This is a genomic window from Streptomyces aculeolatus (assembly GCF_020400605.1).
GTDB classification, from domain to species: Bacteria; Actinomycetota; Actinomycetes; order Streptomycetales; family Streptomycetaceae; genus Streptomyces; species Streptomyces aculeolatus.
In genome coordinates this window covers 1-17,638 of record NZ_JAINRD010000016.1, presented here as the reverse complement: position 1 = coordinate 17,638, position 17,638 = coordinate 1, and the positions used below count along the sequence as shown (strand labels likewise).

The following is a 17,638-nucleotide window of genomic DNA, read 5'->3' as shown; positions in this document are numbered from 1 at the left end:
AGAGTGCGATGAGTCGATCCCAGGTCGAGGACGTGTGGCCGCTGTCACCGCTGCAGGAGGGCATGCTCTTCCACGCGGCGCTCGCCGGCACCGGCCCCGACGTGTACACCGTGCAGTCCGCCCTGGACATCGAAGGACCACTGGACCCGGCGCGGCTGCGCGCGTCGTGGCAGGCGCTCCTCGGCCGGCACGCCGCCCTGCGCGCCTGCTTCCGGCAGGTCAGCGGAGCGAAGATGGTGCAGGTCATCGCGCGCGACGTGGAGCTGCCGTGGCGGGAGGCGGACCTGTCCGAGCTGGGCGAGGACGACGCCCGGGCCGAGCTGGACCGGCTCACCGCGCGTCGGCTCGCCGAGCGGATCGACCTCGCGGCCGCGCCGCTGATGCGCTTCCTCCTCGTACGCGTCGGGGAGAACCGGCACCGGCTCGTGATGACTTTCCACCACATCCTCATGGACGGCTGGTCGATGCCGGTCCTCCTCACCGAGCTGTCCGCCGTCTACGCCGCCGGGGGCGACGCCTCGCGACTGAGGAGAGTGCCGTCGTACGGCCAGTACCTGGCATGGCTGGGCCGCCAGGACAAGGAAGCGGCACGCGCCGCCTGGCGGGCAGAACTGGCGGGTGCGGACGAGCCGACGCTCGTCGTCCCCGCCGACCCGACGCGGGCGGCCGTCTTCCCCCGGCACGTCTTCGGCGACGTCCCCGAGCCGGTCACCAAGGGCCTGCGGGACCTGGCGCGCGCAGAGGGCCTGACCCTCAACACCGTGGTGCAGGGCGCCTGGTCGCTCGTCCTGGCCCGGCTGGCGCGCCGCACGGACGTCGTCTTCGGCGCCACCGCCGCCGGGCGGCCCGCGGAGCTGCCGGGCGTCGAAGCGATGGTGGGCCTGCTGCTCAACACCCTGCCGGTGCGCGTACGGCTCGACGGCGGGCAGCCGGTGCTGGAGCTGCTGGCCGACCTCCAGCGGCGCCAGTCGGAACTGATGGCGCACCAGCACCTCGGGCTCCCGGAGGTGCAGCGCCTCGCCGGCCCCGGCGCGGTCTTCGACACGCTGGTGCTCTACGAGAGCTTCCCCCCGCCGCCCGCTGGGGCGGCGGACGCGCCCGAGGCACTGACCATCCGGCCGGCGGGTATGTCGCGGGACGCGGCGCACTACCCGCTGACGCTGGTCGTGACCCCCGCCGGGGAACGGCTGCGCTGCAAACTCGACTACCGGCCGGACCTCTTCGACCGCGACGCGGCCACCGCGGTCTTCGAGCGGGTGGTGCGGGTGCTGGAGCAGGTGGTGGCCGACCCGTCGGTGCGGGTGGGGGACGTGGAGGTGCTGGACGCAGGGGAGCGGGCGTCCGTGGTGTCGGGGTGGAACGCGACGGAGCTGCCGGTACCGGAAGGGTCGGTGCTGGACCGGTTCGAGCAGCGGGCGAAGCAGGCTCCGGAGGCGGTCGCCGTACGGTGCGGGGCGCAGGAGCTGTCGTACGGGGAGCTGGACGCACGGGCGAACCGGCTGGCGCGGTACCTGGTCCGGCTCGGTGTGGGCCGGGAGTCGCGGGTGGGTCTGTGCCTGCCGCGCGGGGGCGAGATGGTGGCGGCGATGCTCGCGGCGTGGAAGGCCGGGGCCGCGTATGTGCCGTTGGACCCTGCCTATCCGGCCGACCGGCTGGCGTTCATGGTCGCCGACAGCGGCGCGCAGGTGGTGCTGAGCACCGGGGACCTCGCGCCGGAGGGCGCGGTGCGGCTTGACGAGGCGGCGGGGGAGATCGCGGCGGAGTCTGCACAGCCGCTGGGCACGGTGCTGGAACCGGGGCAACTGGCGTACGTGATCTATACGTCCGGTTCCACCGGCCGCCCTAAGGGCGTGGCCGTGCCCCATCGTGGTCCGGCGAATCTGGCGGAGGCGATGCGCCCAGTGCTGGGTGTGGCCGAGGGCGTGACCGCTTTGCAGTTCGCGTCGTTCAGCTTCGACGCCGCGGTGCTGGATGTCGCGGTCACGCTCGCCGCCGGCGGCACCCTGGCCGTCGCCTCCGAGGAGGAGCGGGTGGAGCCGTCGGCGCTGGCGGAGATGGTCCGTAGCTCCGGTGTGTCCGTGGCCAGCGTGGTGCCGTCACTCATGACCGTTCTCGAACCGGCGTCGGTGACAGGGGTACGGAACTGGGTGCTGGGCGCGGAGTTGCTGACCGCCGACCTGGCGTCCCGCTGGACGCGGCAGGCTCAGGTGTGGAACACCTACGGCCCGACCGAGGCCACGGTCATCACCACCGCCACCCCCCTCGACGACGGCATCGCCCCCTCCGACCCGCCGCCCCCCATCGGCCGCCCGATCGGCAACACCCGCGTCTACGTGCTGGACGACTTCATGAGGCCCGTACCCCCGGGCGTCACCGGCGAGGTGTACATCGCCGGCCCGGGGCTCGCCCGCGGCTACATCGGACGGGGCGGGCTGACCGCCGAGCGGTTCGTCGCCTGCCCCTTCGAGCCCGGAGCGCGCATGTACCGCTCCGGCGACCTCGCCGCATGGGCCGCCGACGGGCAACTGGCCTTCCTCGGCCGCGCCGACGAACAGGTCAAGATCCGCGGCTTCCGCGTCGAGCCCGGCGAGGTCGAAGCCGTCCTCGCCGCCCACCCCGACATCTCCCGCGCCGCCGTCGTCGTACGCGAGGACCGCCCCGGCGACCGCCGCCTCATCGCCTACGTCGTCCCCGGCGGCCCGGAGGCGGACATCGACGCGGTGCGCGAGCACGCCGCCACCCGCCTGCCCGCCCACATGGTGCCCACCGCCGTGCTCGCGCTGGAGAGCCTGCCGCTCACGCCCAGCGGCAAGCTCGACCGCGCCGCCCTGCCCGCCCCGGACTTCGCCGGGCGCGCCACCGGCCGCGCGCCCGAGGGCGAGACGGAAGAGGCGCTGTGCGCGCTCTTCGCCGAGGTCCTGGGCGTCGAACGGGTCGGCGCCGACGACAGCTTCTTCGACCTCGGCGGCGACTCCGGCCTCGCGATGCGCCTCGCCGGGCGGGTCCGCGAGGACTTCGCCGCCGAGCTGAACATGCGGCAGTTCTTCGGCGCCCCCACCCCGGTGGGCGTGGCGCGGATGCTGGCGTCCAAGACCCGTCCCGCGCTGCGCGCCGTCGAGCACCCCGACGAGGTGCCGGCGTCCGCCGGCCAGGTGCGTACGTGGCTGATGTCCCGGCTCGCCGAGGACTCCGCCGCGTACCGCACCTCCGTCGCGCTGCGCCTCACCGGCGAGCTGGACCGCGACGCACTCGGCGCGGCGTTGGGCGACGTCGCCGTCCGCCACGACACGCTGCGGACGACGTTCGCCGACGGGGGCGGCGCCGACCTCGGGCAGCGCGTCCTCGGCGGTGCCGCCGCCCGGCCCGTACCCGAGGTGGTCCCGGCAACCGAGGAGGAGCTGCCCGAGCTGCTGGCGGCCCGCGCCGCGCACGCCTTCGACCTCACGCGCGAGCTGCCCTGGACGCAGACCCTGTTCGCGCTGTCGGAGACGGAGCACGTGCTGCTCCTCGTCGTGCACCGCGTCGCGGCCGACGACGAGTCGCTGGACGTGCTGCTGCGCGACCTGTCGGCGGCGTACGGGGCGCGCCGCGAGGGGCGTACGCCCGAACGCGCGCCGCTGCCGCTGCAGTTCGCCGACTACGCGCTCTGGGAGCGCGAGCTCCTCGCCGGCGAGGACGACCCGGAGAGCCTGATCAGCGACCAGCTGACGTACTGGAAGGACACCCTCGCCGGGCTCGCGCCGGAGCTGCGGCTGCCTGCCGACCGGCCGCGCCCGCAGCTCGCGACGCACCGCACCGGGCAGGTGCCGCTGCGAGTCGACGGCGACGTGCACGACCGGCTGGCGGAGCTGGACGACGCCGGGGACGGCGCGTTCGCCGTCGTGCAGGCGGCGCTGGCGCTGCTGCTCACCCGGCTGGGCGCGGGCACCGACATCACCGTGGGCGCGCTGCTGCCGCGGCGGGACGAGGAAGGCGCGCTGGAGGGCGTGGTGGGCCCCTTCGCCGGCCCGGGCGTGCTGCGCACCGACACCTCCGGCGACCCGACGTTCCGCGAACTCCTCGGCCGCGTACGGGAGGCGAACCTCGAAGCGAGCCGCCACCAGGACCTGCCGTTCGAGCGCCTCGTCGACGTGCTGGAGCTGCCGCCGTCCGCGGCCCGGCACCCCGTCGTGCAGGTCATGCTCGACGTGCACGACGGCACCACCGACGAGGAGGACACCTCCGAGCTGCCCGGGCTCAGCACCAGCCGCCTCGACCTCGGCCCTGCCGCGTCCGAACTGGACCTGTCGGTCAGCCTGAGCGAGTGGTACCGCGCCGACGGCTCCGCGGACGGCCTCGACGGCCACCTGCGCTACGCCGTCGAGCTGTTCGACGCCGGCACCGCCGCCGCGCTCGCCCGCCGCCTGGTGCGCGTGCTGCGGCAGGTCGCGGACGACCCGGACGTGCGCCTCGGCGACGTCGACGTGCTGCTGGACGCGGCCGAGCACCACCGCCTCGTACGGGAGTGGAACGGCACCGCGGCGCCGCTGCCGGACATCACCGTCGTCGGCCTCCTCGCCGACCGGGCGGCGCGCACCCCGGACGCCGTCGCCGTCACCGACCAGGACGGCGCGCTGACGTACGGGGCGCTGGACTCCGCCGCCGGGATGCTCGCCCGCCGGCTGGCCGCCCGCGGCGTCGGCGCGGAGGACGTCGTCGCCGTGGCGCTGCCGCTGGGTGCGCGGCTCGCCGTCGCGCTGCTCGGCGTGCTCAAGGCCGGCGCCGCCTGCCTGTTCACCGCACCGGACCGGCCGATGCAGGCGCTCGCGCCGCTGCGCGGCAGCCGGCCCGGCGCGCTGATCTGCACCGCGACCACCGCAGGGCTGCTGCCCACCGACCACGCCATGACAGTCGTCCCCCTCGGCAACCCCGTCCTGGCAGCGGCCCGAGGCACGTACGCGGGACCGGGCCCCGCCGACGAGACGGGCGCCGCCCTGCCGCTGCCGGGGCACGCGGCGCTGCTGCTGGACTCCACGACGCCGCAGGGCGTGCCCGCGGGCGTCGTGGTCGAGCACCGCGCGCTGGCAGGCCACCTCGCGCACGGGCCCGCGGACCCGGCGTCCGACGAGGCGGCGGGGCAGGTGACCCTCGACGAACGCGCCCCCGTCGAGGCCGTGGCGACCCCGCTCCTCGCCGCGCTCTGCGCGGGTGAGCGCGTCCTGCTCGGCAGGCCCGACCCGAACGCCGCGCGCCGCGCGCTCACCACCCGCGACCTGCTCTGGACACTGGCCGAACTGCCCGCCGACGACCCGTCGTTCGCGGAGGTCACCGTCATCGAGGACGGCGCCGCCGCCTCCGAGGTCGACGCCCGCGAGTGGCGCGCCCGCCACCCGGACGCCGCCCTGGTCACCGGCTACGGCCCGCCCGGCACCGCCGGCCCCTGGCTGCGCCACCGCACCGCCCCCGGCGCGCCGCTGCCCGCCGAGGTGCCCACCGGCAGCCTGGGAAGCCACACCCGCGCCTACGTCCTCGACGACCGGCTCCGCCCGGTCCCGCCCGGCGCGGCCGGCGACCTGTACGTCGCCGGCGCCACCCTCGCCCGCGGCTACCACGGCAGCACACGGCTCACCGGCGAGCACTTCGTGGCCTGCCCGTACGGCCCGGCGGGGGAGCGGATGCTGCGCACCGGAGAGCGCGCCCGCTGGAGCACCGCGGGCCTGCTGACCGTGGGCGATCGGCGGGCCGCCGAGCACGACGAGGCGCTCGCGCGCGCCCGGCGCACCGAGGGGGGCGGCGACCTCGGCGTACTGCTCCCGCTGCGCAAGGAGGGCAGCGGCCCGCCGCTGTTCTGCGTGCACTCCGCCACCGGTCTCGCCTGGAGCTACGCGGTCCTCGTGCCGCACCTCCCGCAGGACCGGCCGGTGTACGGCATCCAGGCGCGCGGGCTCGCCGGCCCCGAGCCGATGCCCCAGAGCGTCGCCGAGATGGCCGCCGACTACGCCGACGAGATGCGGACCGTGCAGCCCGAGGGCCCGTACCACCTGCTCGGCTGGTCCTTCGGCGGCATGCTCGCGCAGGCCGTCGCCGCCCGGCTGGAGGAGCAGGGCGAGCGCGTGGAACTGCTCGCGCTGCTGGACGCGTACCCCGACGGCGGCGCCGGCACCTCGCTGTTCTCCAACGAGGACGCCGCAGGCCGCGCCGCCGCCTCCGCCCCGCAGGGCCGGCTCGTCGGCCCCGGGGGAGACGAAGCCGCGGTGCCCGGGGTCAGCGGCAGGCTGCGCTCGCGGATGGAGCAGGTCATGCGGCACTCGGCCGGGTTCGCCCCCGAGCACACCCCGCGCCGCACGACCGGCGACCTGCTGCTGTTCGTCGCCACCGAGGGCCGCCCGGAGCGGCTCCCCGCCGCCGACGCCGCCGAGAGCTGGAAGCCGTACGTCGCCGGAAGCGTCGAACCGCACCGGATCGAGGCCGACCACTTCGGAATGCTGAAATCCGCCCCGGCGGCGCAGATCGGCCGCATTCTCACCGAGCGGCTGGGAAATCCGGACGAGGCCCCGGAGAAATGAGCCGCCGCATGCCGGTGTACGGAATTCGGCAACCCGCATTCCGTACACCGGCATGCGGACCGGAAATGGGCGCCCGCACACCCGGCGCACCCCGAAATGACGCACGAATTCAGCGAGAAGGAGCGCGCGAGTGGCCAAGGCACCGGAGATTCCCGTACACAACCGCAGGGACGGCCTCGAACCCCTCCCCGAGCTGCGCCGGATGAGCCAGGAGACGCCGCTGCTCGAAACGCCGCGCGACTGGGTCGCCACCGGGCAGGCGGAGGTGCGCCAGATCCTCGGCGACGCGGACCGCTTCAGCACCATGCCGCCCGCCGACACCGAGGAGGACCGGCGGCGCCAGATCCAGGAGGGCAACCTCCTGCAGTACGACCCGCCGGACCACACCCGGCTGCGCCGGATGCTCACCCCCGAGTTCACCAACCGCCGGATGCGCAGGCTGGAGCCCTTCATCGAGGAGATCGTCGCCGAACGCCTCGACGCCCTCGAACGCGCCGGCCGGCCCGCCGACTTCATGCGCCACTTCGCCTGGCCCATCCCCGGGCTCGTCAGCTGCGCCCTGCTCGGCGTGCCCCGCGACGACCAGGCGGAACTGGCCCGCAATCTCGACATCAGCCGGGCCGGCAACCGCAGCCGCAAACAGCAGATGACCGCCGGCAAGGCGTACGTCGGCTACATGAGCCAACTCGTCGCGCGCAAGCGCCGCGACCCCGGCGACGACCTGCTCGGCATGCTGATCCGCGAGCACGGCGACGACGTCAGCGACAGTGAGCTGACCGGCATCGGCACCTCGCTGATGGCCGCCGGCTACGAGAACGTCGCCGGCACCCTCGGCCTCGGCACGATGCTGCTGCTCGGCCACCCCGACCAGCTCGCGCTGCTGCTGGAGAAGCCGGAGCTGACCGACCGCGCGGTGGAGGAACTGCTGCGCTACGTGTCCGTGATCGCTACCTCCTCGCCGCGCACCGCACTCGCGGACGTGCCCGTCGGCGACGCGGTGATCAAGAAGGGCGACGTCGTGGTCTGCTCCCTGCTCGCCGTCAACCGGGCGGCCGGGGACGGCACCGGCCACGACGGCTTCGACATCACCCGCGACGTCACCCCCCACCTGGCCTTCGGCCACGGCATCCACTACTGCCTCGGCGCCCCGCTGACCCGCGTGCAGCTCAGGATCGCCCTCCCGCGGCTGCTGCACCGCTTCCCCGGGCTGCGCCTGGCCGTACCGCCCGAGGAACTGCGCTACCGGACACATGCGCCCAACTACGGCGTCGAAGCGCTGCCCGTCACCTGGTAGGGGGACCCATGCCACGCCGCCCCGGACCCGCGCCCGTCCACACCCGCAGATCGCGCTTCGACCCCGCGGCCGAGCTGCGCCGCCTCGCCGCCGAACGGCCCGTCACCAGGATCGGCGTCGGCCCCGGCGACAGCGAGGAGTACGTCTGGCTGGTCACCGGATACGACGCGGTGCGCCAGGTCCTCGGCGACCACGTCCGCTTCTCCACCCGCCGCCGCTTCGGCCGCGCGGCGGGCACGGCCGGGACGTACCCCGACGACTACCGCCCGGACGACATGATCGGGCAGCTCATGGACTACGACCCGCCCGAGCACACCCGGCTCAGGAAGATCCTCACGCCGGAGTTCACCGTCCGCCGGATCCGCCGCCTCCGCCCGCGGATCGAGGAGATCGTCGCCGACCGCCTCGACGCCGTGGAACGGGCCGGCCCGCCCGCCGACCTCGTCGAGCAGTTCGCCGCCCCCGTCTCCGGCGCCGTGCTCTGCGAGCTGATCGGCGTCCCCCGCGACGACCGCGACGCGTTCCTGCGCCGCGCCCGCCACCACCTCGACCAGGGCCGCGGCCGGCAGGCGCGGGCCGCCGCCGGCGCCGCCTTCTCGCGCTACCTGGCCGCCCTGATCGCCGGGCAGCGCCGGGAGCCCGACGACGGCTTCCTCGGCATGCTCGTACGCGACCACGGGGCCGACGTCACCGACAAGGAACTCCGCGGCGTCTGCGTCCTGCTGATGCTCGCCGGCCTCGACAACATCTCCGGGATGCTGGGCCTCGGCACCCTCGTCCTGCTCGAACACCCGGACCGGCTCGCGGAGCTCCGCGCCGACCCCGGGGCGGTGGGCCGCACCGTCGAGGAGCTGCTGCGCTACCTGACCGTGCCGCACGCGCCCACGCCCCGCACCGCCCTGGAGGACGTCACCGTCGGCGGTCAGCTCGTCAGAGCGGGCGAACACCTCGTGGTGTCGCTGCCGATGGCCAACCGCGACCCGGTGCTGACCGCGGCCCCCGACCGCTTCGACCCCGCGCGCGAGCCCTCCGCCCACCTCGCGTTCGGCCACGGCGTCCACCACTGCCTGGGCGCCGCGCTCGCCCGCATGGAACTCGTCATCGGCTACACGGCTTTGCTGCGCCGCTTCCCGGGTCTGCGCCTCGCGGTGCCGGCCGCGGAGGTGCCGTTCCGGCTGCACACGACCGCCTACGGCCTGGAGCGCCTGCCGGTCGCCTGGTGACCGGCAGGCGACGGGAGGGGAGACGACGATGGAGGTACGGGTCGACCGCGACAGGTGCGTGGGGTCCGGGCTGTGCATGATGCACGTGCCCGCCGTCTTCGACCAGTCCGAGGACGACGGCAAGGTGCTGCTCGCCACCGCGCACCCCGACCCGGGGCTCGCGAGGTCCGTACGCGGCGCCGCCGGACGGTGCCCCGGGCGGGCCATCTCGCTGCACGACGGCGGCACCGACGCGGCCGGCAGGGCGGAGAGCGCCCGGCAATGACGGGGTTCCCTGAAGTTCTTCTGAGGATAAAGCGGGCCGCCGGGGTGCGCTGAGCACCGCCGACAGAACCCCATTCATCGAATTCTCATGAAAACCGCCGCCGGCGACCTTCGCCGGCGGCGTTCTGTATCCGCCCTGTGACCGGCGCTCACGTAGAACTTGGGGCCATGTTCACCACACGCAAACGCGCATTCGCGCAGACCCTGCTCGCCTCGTCCGCACTCGTCGTCAGTGTCGTGCTGGCGGGGTGCTCCGACGATTCCGAGGCCGCCTCCTCCGACGGCGGCACGTCCGCCTCTCCGGGCAGCCCGTTCGACCAGGCGGTCGAGTACGCGCAGTGCATGCGTGACAACGGGGTACCGGAGTTCGAGGACCCGGTGCAGGACACCGGCGGCGTCATGTTCAACCAGGGCGGATTCGACCCGGAGTCCGCCGAGTTCAAGGCCGCGGAGGAAGCCTGCCGCGACAAGCAGCCGCAGCGCCAGGGCGGCCCGGGCGGCGGTGAGCCGCTGGACTCCGAGAAGGTCGCGGAGTGGGCCGAGTGCATCCGCCAGAACGGCGTGCCCGACTTCCCCGACCCGGAGATCGAGGGCAACAGCATGGTCGTGGACATCGGTGCCGCCGACCCGACGGAGTTCGAGCCGGCCCGGCAGGCATGCCAGGACAAGTACCCCGGTGGCGGCATGCGGATCGGCGGGGGCATGCGGTGACGAGCCGTGAGGAGACGGAAGAGCTGAACCTGCGGGAGCGGCCGCCGGGCACGCTGGAGGTCCGCCCGCCCGGCCCGCTCACCGCGGGCGGCGACCCCGAACCGGGCGGGCCCGGCGGCGAACTCGCCACCGCCGCCCCGCCGGCCGGCGGCGACGGCGCACCGAGCGGCCCCGAGCCGGTGCGCAAGAGCCGCAGGCTGCGGATGGCGCTGATCGTGGTCATCGCGATCGGCGTCGCCGCGGCGGCGGGGCTCGCCGCCACCGGCGCGCTCGGCGGCGAGGACTCCGAGGAGCCCGCCGCCGGCCCCTCGGGACCGGCCGCGACGGCCCAGGTGGAACGTACGACGCTCACCAGCAGCGAGACCGTGGACGGCACCCTGGGCTATGGCGACGTGACCACCGTGCAGGCCATCGGCGCCGCGGCCGGCGGCGCGGACCCGGACGCCGGCACCGACGCCGGGCGGCCCGCCCAGGGCGCCGGATCCGCGGCGGACTCCGGCGGCGAAGCCGCGGACGCGGGCGCCGGCATCGTCACCTGGACGCCCAACGAGGGCTCGACGGTCAAGCGCGGCGACACCGTGTACAGCGTGGACGGCGAGAAGGTCCCGCTGCTCTACGGTGACACCCCGCTGTACCGCACGCTGTCGGACGGCAGCGAGGGCGGCGATGTCGAGCTGCTCGAACGCAACCTCGCCAAGCTCGGCTACACCGGGTTCACCGTCGACGAGACGTACAGCCCGGACACCGCGGACGCGGTGTCCGCCTGGCAGGAGGACCTCGGCCGGGAGCAGACCGGCGTCGTCGAGGCAGGCGACGCCGTGACCGCGCAGGGCGCGCGGCGCGTCGCGGAGCTGCAGACCTGGCCGGGCGCCAAGGCCGAGGGAGCGGTCCTCGACTGGACCGGCACCGAGCGGGTCGTCTCGGTCGAGCTGGACGCGCAGTTCGAGGACCTCGTACGGGTCGGCACCAAAGCCGAGATCGAGCTGCCCAACGGCACCACCGTGGACGGCGAGGTGACCGACATCGGCACCCCGCCCGCCGCCACGGGCTCGGGCTCCGGCGGCGCCGGCGGCGAGAGCGAGGAGGACCAGGAGTCCACGCTGCCCCTGCAACTGGAGGTCGGCCAACAGGACGAGCTGGGCCGCTACCAGGCAGCGCCCGTCGACGTGGTGCTCAAGGCGGACACCCGCGAGGACGTGCTCGCGGTGCCCGTGAACGCGCTCGTCGCCCGGCAGGGCGGCGGCTACGCGGTGCAGAAGGTGACCGCGGGCGGCAGCACGGAGTCCGTGCCCGTCGAGCTGGGCATGTTCGCCAACGGGCTGGTCGAGGTCACCGGCGACGGCATCGAGGAAGGCATGTCCGTGGGGGTTCCGAAGTGACCGTCCCGTCCCATCCGGTGGTCGAGCTGACCGGGGTCACCAAGACCTACGGGGACGTCGCCGCGCTCCGCTCCGCAGACGTCGTCATCCGGCGCGGCGAACTGCTGGCCGTCGTCGGCCCGTCCGGGTCGGGCAAGTCCACCATGCTCAACATCATGGGGACGCTCGACCGCCCCTCCGCGGGCACCGTCCGCATCGACGGCCACGACATCGACAGGCTCAGCGACCGCGAGCTGTCGGCGCTGCGGGCGGGCACCATCGGCTTCGTCTTCCAGCAGTTCCACCTCGCCCCCGGCGTCCCCGCGCTGGACAACGTCGCCGACGGGCTGCTCTACAGCGGCCGGACCCGCGCAGACCGGCGCCGCCTCGCCGAGCGGGCCATGCGCCGCGTCGGCCTCGGCCACCGCCTCTACCACGAACCGCACCAGCTCTCCGGCGGCGAGAAGCAGCGCGTCGCCATCGCCCGCGCGGTCCTCGGCGACCCGCCCCTGCTGCTCGCCGACGAGCCCACCGGCGCGCTCGACTCCCGCTCAGGGGCGGTCGTGATGGAACTGCTCCACCAGCTCCACGAGGCCGGCACCACCGTCGTCGTCATCACCCACGACCGCGACATCGCCGCCTCCCTGCCCCGCGAAGTGCGCCTCAAGGACGGCGCCATCGAGCACGACTCCGCCCCCGGCGCCGCCCTGCCCGCGGCCCGGCTCCCCCGGGAGGCCGTCCGATGACCGCGCCGCACGCGACGGCGGAGATCGACCGCGTACAGCCGCACCTGCCGCCGCCCACCCCGCCGAAGCCCGCCCGGATGACCGCGGCGGACGTGCTGCGGGTCGGAGGGTCCGGGCTGAGGTCCCGGCCCATGCGGGTGTTCCTCTCCGCGCTCGGCATCGCCATCGGCATCGCCGCGATGATCGGCGTCGTCGGCATCTCCACCTCCTCCACCGAGGACCTGGACCGCCGGCTCAACGCGCTGGGCACCAACCTCCTCACGGTCACCCCCGGGCAGTCGTTCACCGGCTCCCAGGCCAGCCTGCCGGAGGAGTCCGTGGCCATGATCGGGGCCATCCCGGAGGTCGAGAACGTCTCGGCCGTCGGCCGCATCGACGCGAACGTCTTCCGCAACGACCGGATCCCGGAAGAGCAGACCGGCGGCCTGAGCGTCAGCGCGGCCCGTCTCGACCTGCCGGAGTCCGTGGGACTGCAGATCACCGAGGGACGCTGGCTGAACGGCGCGACCAGCCGCTACCCCGCGGTGGTCCTCGGCCCCAAGGCCGCCGAGCAGCTCGGGATCTACGAGGCGGGGCCCGACTCGCAGGTGTGGCTGGGCGGCAGGTGGTTCACGGTCGTGGGCCTCACGGCGTACAACGAACTCGTACCCGAGCTGGACTCGTCCGCGCTGGTCGGCTGGGACGTCGCCGAGGACGAGCTGGGCTTCGCCGGCACCCCGACGACGATCTACACCCGCAGCGAGGACTCCGCCGTCGCCGACGTGCAGTCCGTCCTCGGCGCCACCGCCAACCCGGAGAACCCCAACGAGGCCACCGTCTCCCGGCCCTCCGACGCCCTGGCGGCCAAGGAGGCCACCGACGAGACCCTCAGCGGGCTGCTGCTGGGGCTGGGCGGAGTGGCGCTGATCGTCGGCGGCGTGGGCGTGGCCAACACCATGGTCATCTCCGTCCTCGAACGCCGGTCCGAGATCGGCCTGCGCCGCTCGCTGGGCGCCACCCGCGGCCAGATCCGCAGCCAGTTCCTCTGCGAGGCGCTGCTGCTGTCCGCGCTCGGCGGCCTCGGCGGCGTCGTGCTGGGCATCGGCGTGACCGTCGGCTACGCCACGTCGCAGGACTGGGCGACGGTGGTGCCGGTGTGGGCGATGGCCGGCGGCATCGCGGCGACGCTCCTCATCGGCGGGCTGGCCGGCTTCTACCCGGCGGTGCGCGCCGCCCGGCTGCCGCCCACCGAGGCGCTGGCCACCACCTGACGTACGGCGAGCCGAGACGGGGGAGCCGGCACGGTGAACCGATACGCGGCCACCGCCACGGCCACGGCCACAAGGACCGCGGTGCCCCTGCTGTCCCCCCGAGCAGCGGGGGCTCCGCCCTCGGCGACCGACCACCCTCCCGGGCCGCGCCCCGGCCCGGGAGGGTATCTGGCCTCGGCTGTTACCGAGGGCTTACGTGGTCTCCGGCACGCTGGCGGCATGCATGTGCTGATCGTGGAGGACCACCGGGAGCTGGCCGAGACCGTCGCCACCGGCCTGCGCGAGGACGGCATGGACACGGACGTCGCGTACGACGGCCAGGAGGCCATGGACCGAGCCACGAGCCGCGAGTACGACGTGATCGTGCTCGACCGCGACCTGCCCCGGCTGCACGGCGACGAGGTGTGCCGCGCGCTGACCCGGCACGGCAGCCGCACCCGGGTGCTGATGCTCACCGCCTCCACCACCGTCGCCGACCGGGTCGACGGCCTCGGCCTCGGCGCCGACGACTACCTGACCAAGCCCTTCGCGTTCGCCGAGCTGATCGCCCGCATCCGGGCGCTCGGCCGCCGCCCGTCCAACGCCGTGCCGCCGGTCCTCACCCGCGCCGATCTGACCCTCGTGCCCGCGCAGCACCTCGCCAGCCGCGGCGGGCGCCGACTCGACCTGTCGCGCAAGGAACTCGCGGTGCTGGAGCTGCTGCTGTCCGCGCAGGGCGCCGTGGTCTCCGCCGAGGAGCTGCTCGAACGGGCCTGGGACGGCGCCGCCGACCCGTTCACGAACGCCGTGAAGGTCACCGTCAGCAGGCTGCGCCGCAAGCTCGGCGACCCGCCGGTGATCGAGACCGTCCCCCATGCCGGATACCGCATCTGAGCCCGCCCGCCGCACCGGCCGCCGGCTCCGCTGGACCGTCCGGCTCCGGCTGACGCTGCTGTACGGCGCGCTCTTCCTGGTCTCCGGCGTCGCGCTGCTCGCCATCACGTACGCGCTCGTCGCCCGCGGCAACGCGGCCAAGGGCATCCTCGTCAGGTTCGACTCCCCCCAGCCCGGCGGCCACGGCGACCCGGACATCCGGCACGTGGCCACCGAGCGCCACGAGGCGGCGCTGCAGGCGCTGCTCGCGCAGTCCGGCATCGCGCTCGCCCTGATGACCGCCGTGTCCGTCGCCCTGGGCTGGGTGATGGCCGGCCGGGTGCTGCGGCCCGTGCGGATCATGGCGGGCCGCGCCCGGCGGATCTCCGAGCACAACCTGCACGCGCGCCTCGCCATAGCGGGACCCGACGACGAGCTGATGGACCTCGGCGACACCTTCGACGGGCTGCTGTCCCGGCTCGACGCCGCGTTCGAGGCCCAGCGCCGGTTCGTCGCCAACGCCTCCCACGAGCTGCGCACACCGCTGACGCTGCAGCGCGCCATGGTCGAGGTGGCGCTCTCCCGCCCGGGTGCGGACGCGGCGTCGCTGCGCGCCGTGTGCGAGCGGGTCGTCGCCTCCGGGGAGGAACAGGAGCGGCTGATCGAGGCGCTGCTGACGCTGGCAGGCAGCCAGAGCGGGCTGGTGGCCGCCGAGCCGGTCGACCTCGCCCGGGTCGTACGCGAGGTGCTGCACGACCGCACCCGCGCCGCCCCCGGCACGCTGGACCTGCACTCCTCGCTGCGCCCCGCGCCCGCCTCGGGCGACGAGCGGCTCATCGCCCGGCTCGCGGGCAACCTCGTGGAGAACGCGCTGCGTTACACCCCGGCCGACGGCTGGGTGCGGGTGGCGACGGGCGTCAGGGAGACGGGCTATCCGATGCTGCGGGTGGTCAACAGCGGTCCGCGGATCCCCGCGGAGCGCATCCCCGACCTGTACGAGCCGTTCCAGCGGCTGCAGCCGCGGGCGGCCGGCGGCGGCTACGGACTGGGGCTGTCCATCGTCGGCGCCGTCGCCGCCGCGCACCGCGCGGAGGTGACCACGGTGCCGGGGCCGGAGGGCGGGCTTGCCGTCACGGTGGAGTTCCCGCCGCCGGACCCGGCGGACTGGTGAGCCGGGCGGTCAGCTCGCGCCGATCATCTCCACCTCGCCGCCGAGCTGCTTGACCTTGCCCTCGTCGGGCACGTGCGCCGCGTTCTGCACTGCGTAGTACTCCCGCACGCCCGGCGGCTCCTTCTCCTTGACGTACAGGCCGGTGGCGTCGCCCGGGATGATGTGGAAGCCCGGCCGGGTCGCGAAGTCCACCCGCGCGTCGTAGGAGTTGAAGACGGCCAGCGCGCCGCCGTCGGCGGTGCGCAGTGCGTAGACGTCAGGGAAGGCGGGCTTGTACGCGTCGTCCCACTTGCGGTTCTCGGACTCGAACTCGGTCTCGAAGTAGCCGTCGTGCTCGGGCCTGATCCAGTCCCGGCGGGTGGTGTGGTCCTTGACCATGTTCTTGCGCACCTCGCTGTCCGCGAGGACCCTGCCGTCCTTCTTGCCGCCCGACAGGTAGAGGTCGTTGACGGCGTCGTCGAGGCCGTCGAGCGCCGTGGTGCCCACCTCGGCGTCGGCGGGCAGCGCGGTCGGCAGGCCGCCGTCGCCGCGGGCGACCTCGGGAACGCGGCCCTGGATGCCGACGGACGCGACGTTCTTCCAGACGCCGCCGCCGGCGCGCTCGAAGACCAGCAGGCTGCGGTCGCCCTCGTCGTAACCGGGGCCCTCCACGGGGGCGTCGACCATGTACCAGTCGCCGCGGGCGGGGATGTAGTACTCGGCCTCGTCGGCGCGGTAGTGGAACGGCTTCTTGTAGAGCTTCTGGTACTTCTTCTCGTACGTCGGGAACTGCCGGTACTGCGCCTGGCTCTGCTGGTACAACGCCCCGCCCTCGACCTCGCCGAGCGCCTTGCGGTCCAGGTCGGCGTTGGCCTCGTTGTTGGTCTCGACGTAGCGCTCCAGCACCTTGCGGGCCTGGCTCTCGCTGATCAACGGCCGCGGCTGCGCCTTCTCGTCGCCGGATCCGCCCGCGTCGTCGTCCGACCCGCCGCTGCACGCCGTGGCCAGCAGGAGCGCGGCCAGACCTGCGGCGGCGGTGGATATGACGGTCTTGTTCGTGCCCATGGGCGGTAACCCCCCGATGCGGTCAAGATCAGTGGTCGGGGCGAGTCTAGGCACAGGCCGCGCGCCGCCCGCGCCCTACCCCCGGACGCTGCGGGCGGACATACGCCATGGCGGACACCGGCCCCGCGTGGCTAGGGTGAGGCCCATGCGAACCGGATTCGTTTGACGCTGACGGGCCCGTGGCCCTCCTCCCGTCCGATGCGCGAGACGACCTGCCATCGAGACGAGAGGAGACGACGTCGTGACGTCGTTGTTCAGCCACCAACAGATCGAGCACTTCCGCGCCTTCGGGTACGTGGTGCTGCGCGGCCTGCTCACGCACGAGGAGACCGGCCGGCTCACCGCCGAGGTGACCGCCGGCCTCACCGACGCCTACGGCGGCCTCGGCACCGACACCGACCCGTACGACGAAGGCGGCATCCGCGGCGACTACCTGCCGCTGGCCGCCGACCGGACGCCCTTCAGTCAGTCCCTGATCGCCGACGACCCGCGGCTGTTCCAGGGCTCCGCGGAGCTGTGCGGGCGGATGACCGTGCCCGCGGTGCCCAGCGCAGTGTGCTTCACCACCAACTCCGGCTGGCACACGGACGTCGGCCCGGACGTGCCGGGTGTGACGTTCCTGGCCCACCTGGAGCCGCGTACGGCGCGGACCGGCGCGCTGCGGGTGCTGCCCGGGTCGCACGACCCGGCGTACGCGCGCAGGCTCGCCGCGTACCGGGGGCTCGACCCCGCCAACCAGGGGTTCCCCGGTTGGCCGATGCCCGAGACCGTGCTGCCGACGGAGCCAGGCGACGTGCTGGCCTTCGACGCGCATCTGCTGCACCGCTCCGTGGGCGGCACGAGCCGGCTGGCGTGGCGCACCGAGTACCTGGGGTGGCCCGGGCTCGGTGACGCCGACGGCATGCGCGTGGTGGGGGAGTTGCTCGCCGAGGACGAGTACGAGGACGCGACGTTCGACCGCGTCCGCTGGCCGGAGTGGGACGAGTGGGCGGCCGGTGCCGCGGGGATCGCCTCGCGGCAGACGGCGCTCGACCGGCTGCGCCTGCTGGGTGCCGTCCCCGGGGTCCGTGCCGCGGCGGAGGGCGCGGGCGGGTCCTGACGCGTCACCGGAAGACGCAGCCGTGGGCCCCCCCCCGCGGGGGGGGGGCCCCGCCCCGGGGGGGGGGGGGGCGGGGGGGGG

General features: G+C 74.6%; 12 protein-coding genes. 11 read left to right on the top strand and 1 reads right to left on the bottom strand.

The genetic code is table 11. The features are described 5' to 3' along the window. Nucleotides 1-8: 8 nt before the first annotated feature. From LG396_RS24280 to LG396_RS24235, 10 genes are all read left to right on the top strand, one after another. Entirely contained in the window at nucleotides 9-6,545 is a 6,537-nt protein-coding gene (locus LG396_RS24280) for a non-ribosomal peptide synthetase (RefSeq protein ID WP_225796382.1), read from the top strand. A 130-nt stretch (nucleotides 6,546-6,675) separates the two neighbouring features. After that, complete coding sequence (locus LG396_RS39800) at nucleotides 6,676-7,839, top strand: cytochrome P450 (protein WP_225796381.1); 1,164 nt, start codon at nucleotides 6,676-6,678, stop codon at nucleotides 7,837-7,839. An 8-nt stretch (nucleotides 7,840-7,847) separates the two neighbouring features. After that, complete coding sequence (locus LG396_RS24270) at nucleotides 7,848-9,062, top strand: cytochrome P450 (RefSeq protein ID WP_225796380.1); 1,215 nt, start codon at nucleotides 7,848-7,850, stop codon at nucleotides 9,060-9,062. Nucleotides 9,063-9,090: 28 nt separating this feature from the next. Continuing rightward, nucleotides 9,091-9,327, top strand: a complete 237-nt coding sequence (locus LG396_RS24265) for a ferredoxin (RefSeq protein WP_225796379.1) — start codon at nucleotides 9,091-9,093, stop codon at nucleotides 9,325-9,327. A 167-nt stretch (nucleotides 9,328-9,494) separates the two neighbouring features. Continuing rightward, nucleotides 9,495-10,037 carry a hypothetical protein gene (locus LG396_RS24260; protein ID WP_018840822.1) on the top strand — a complete coding sequence of 181 codons (543 nt, stop codon included), beginning with the start codon at nucleotides 9,495-9,497 and terminating at the stop codon, nucleotides 10,035-10,037. Next, complete coding sequence (locus LG396_RS24255) at nucleotides 10,034-11,416, top strand: peptidoglycan-binding domain-containing protein (protein ID WP_225796378.1); 1,383 nt, start codon at nucleotides 10,034-10,036, stop codon at nucleotides 11,414-11,416. Before LG396_RS24260 ends, LG396_RS24255 begins: the two co-directional genes overlap by 4 nt. After that, the gene (locus LG396_RS24250) at nucleotides 11,413-12,141 is read left to right on the top strand and encodes an ABC transporter ATP-binding protein (protein WP_018840824.1); all 729 of its coding nucleotides are present in this window, start codon (nucleotides 11,413-11,415) and stop codon (nucleotides 12,139-12,141) included. The genes LG396_RS24255 and LG396_RS24250 overlap by 4 nt, the downstream gene beginning before the upstream one ends. Beyond that, nucleotides 12,138-13,391 (top strand): ABC transporter permease, encoded by a 1,254-nt coding sequence (locus LG396_RS24245; protein WP_037738548.1) that lies wholly within the window; start codon nucleotides 12,138-12,140, stop codon nucleotides 13,389-13,391. The genes LG396_RS24250 and LG396_RS24245 overlap by 4 nt, the downstream gene beginning before the upstream one ends. Before the next feature lie 219 nt (nucleotides 13,392-13,610). Then, the gene (locus LG396_RS24240) at nucleotides 13,611-14,264 is read left to right on the top strand and encodes a response regulator transcription factor (RefSeq protein ID WP_027746016.1); all 654 of its coding nucleotides are present in this window, start codon (nucleotides 13,611-13,613) and stop codon (nucleotides 14,262-14,264) included. Continuing rightward, on the top strand, nucleotides 14,245-15,414 hold the full coding sequence (locus LG396_RS24235) for a sensor histidine kinase (protein ID WP_225796377.1): 1,170 nt from the start codon (nucleotides 14,245-14,247) through the stop codon (nucleotides 15,412-15,414). The genes LG396_RS24240 and LG396_RS24235 overlap by 20 nt, the downstream gene beginning before the upstream one ends. Nucleotides 15,415-15,423: 9 nt before the next feature. Here LG396_RS24235 and LG396_RS24230 read toward each other — a convergent pair whose 3' ends face one another. Beyond that, nucleotides 15,424-16,458, bottom strand: coding sequence for a DUF8094 domain-containing protein (locus tag LG396_RS24230; RefSeq protein WP_225796376.1), 1,035 nt, complete (start codon nucleotides 16,456-16,458; stop codon nucleotides 15,424-15,426). 241 nt (nucleotides 16,459-16,699) lie between these two features. Between LG396_RS24230 and LG396_RS24225 the strand changes: the two genes are divergently transcribed. Beyond that, on the top strand, nucleotides 16,700-17,557 hold the full coding sequence (locus LG396_RS24225; protein ID WP_225796375.1) for a phytanoyl-CoA dioxygenase family protein: 858 nt from the start codon (nucleotides 16,700-16,702) through the stop codon (nucleotides 17,555-17,557). Nucleotides 17,558-17,638: the final 81 nt, after the last annotated feature.

Coding starts and splice junctions, on each gene's coding strand:
- LG396_RS24280 (WP_225796382.1), top strand. CDS start 9: ATGAGTCGATCCCAGGTCGAGGACGTGTGGCCGCTGTCACCGCTGCAG.
- LG396_RS24240 (WP_027746016.1), top strand. CDS start 13,611: ATGCATGTGCTGATCGTGGAGGACCACCGGGAGCTGGCCGAGACCGTC.
- LG396_RS24265 (WP_225796379.1), top strand. CDS start 9,091: ATGGAGGTACGGGTCGACCGCGACAGGTGCGTGGGGTCCGGGCTGTGC.
- LG396_RS24260 (WP_018840822.1), top strand. CDS start 9,495: ATGTTCACCACACGCAAACGCGCATTCGCGCAGACCCTGCTCGCCTCG.
- LG396_RS24270 (WP_225796380.1), top strand. CDS start 7,848: ATGCCACGCCGCCCCGGACCCGCGCCCGTCCACACCCGCAGATCGCGC.
- LG396_RS24230 (WP_225796376.1), bottom strand. CDS start 16,458: ATGGGCACGAACAAGACCGTCATATCCACCGCCGCCGCAGGTCTGGCC.
- LG396_RS24235 (WP_225796377.1), top strand. CDS start 14,245: ATGCCGGATACCGCATCTGAGCCCGCCCGCCGCACCGGCCGCCGGCTC.
- LG396_RS24245 (WP_037738548.1), top strand. CDS start 12,138: ATGACCGCGCCGCACGCGACGGCGGAGATCGACCGCGTACAGCCGCAC.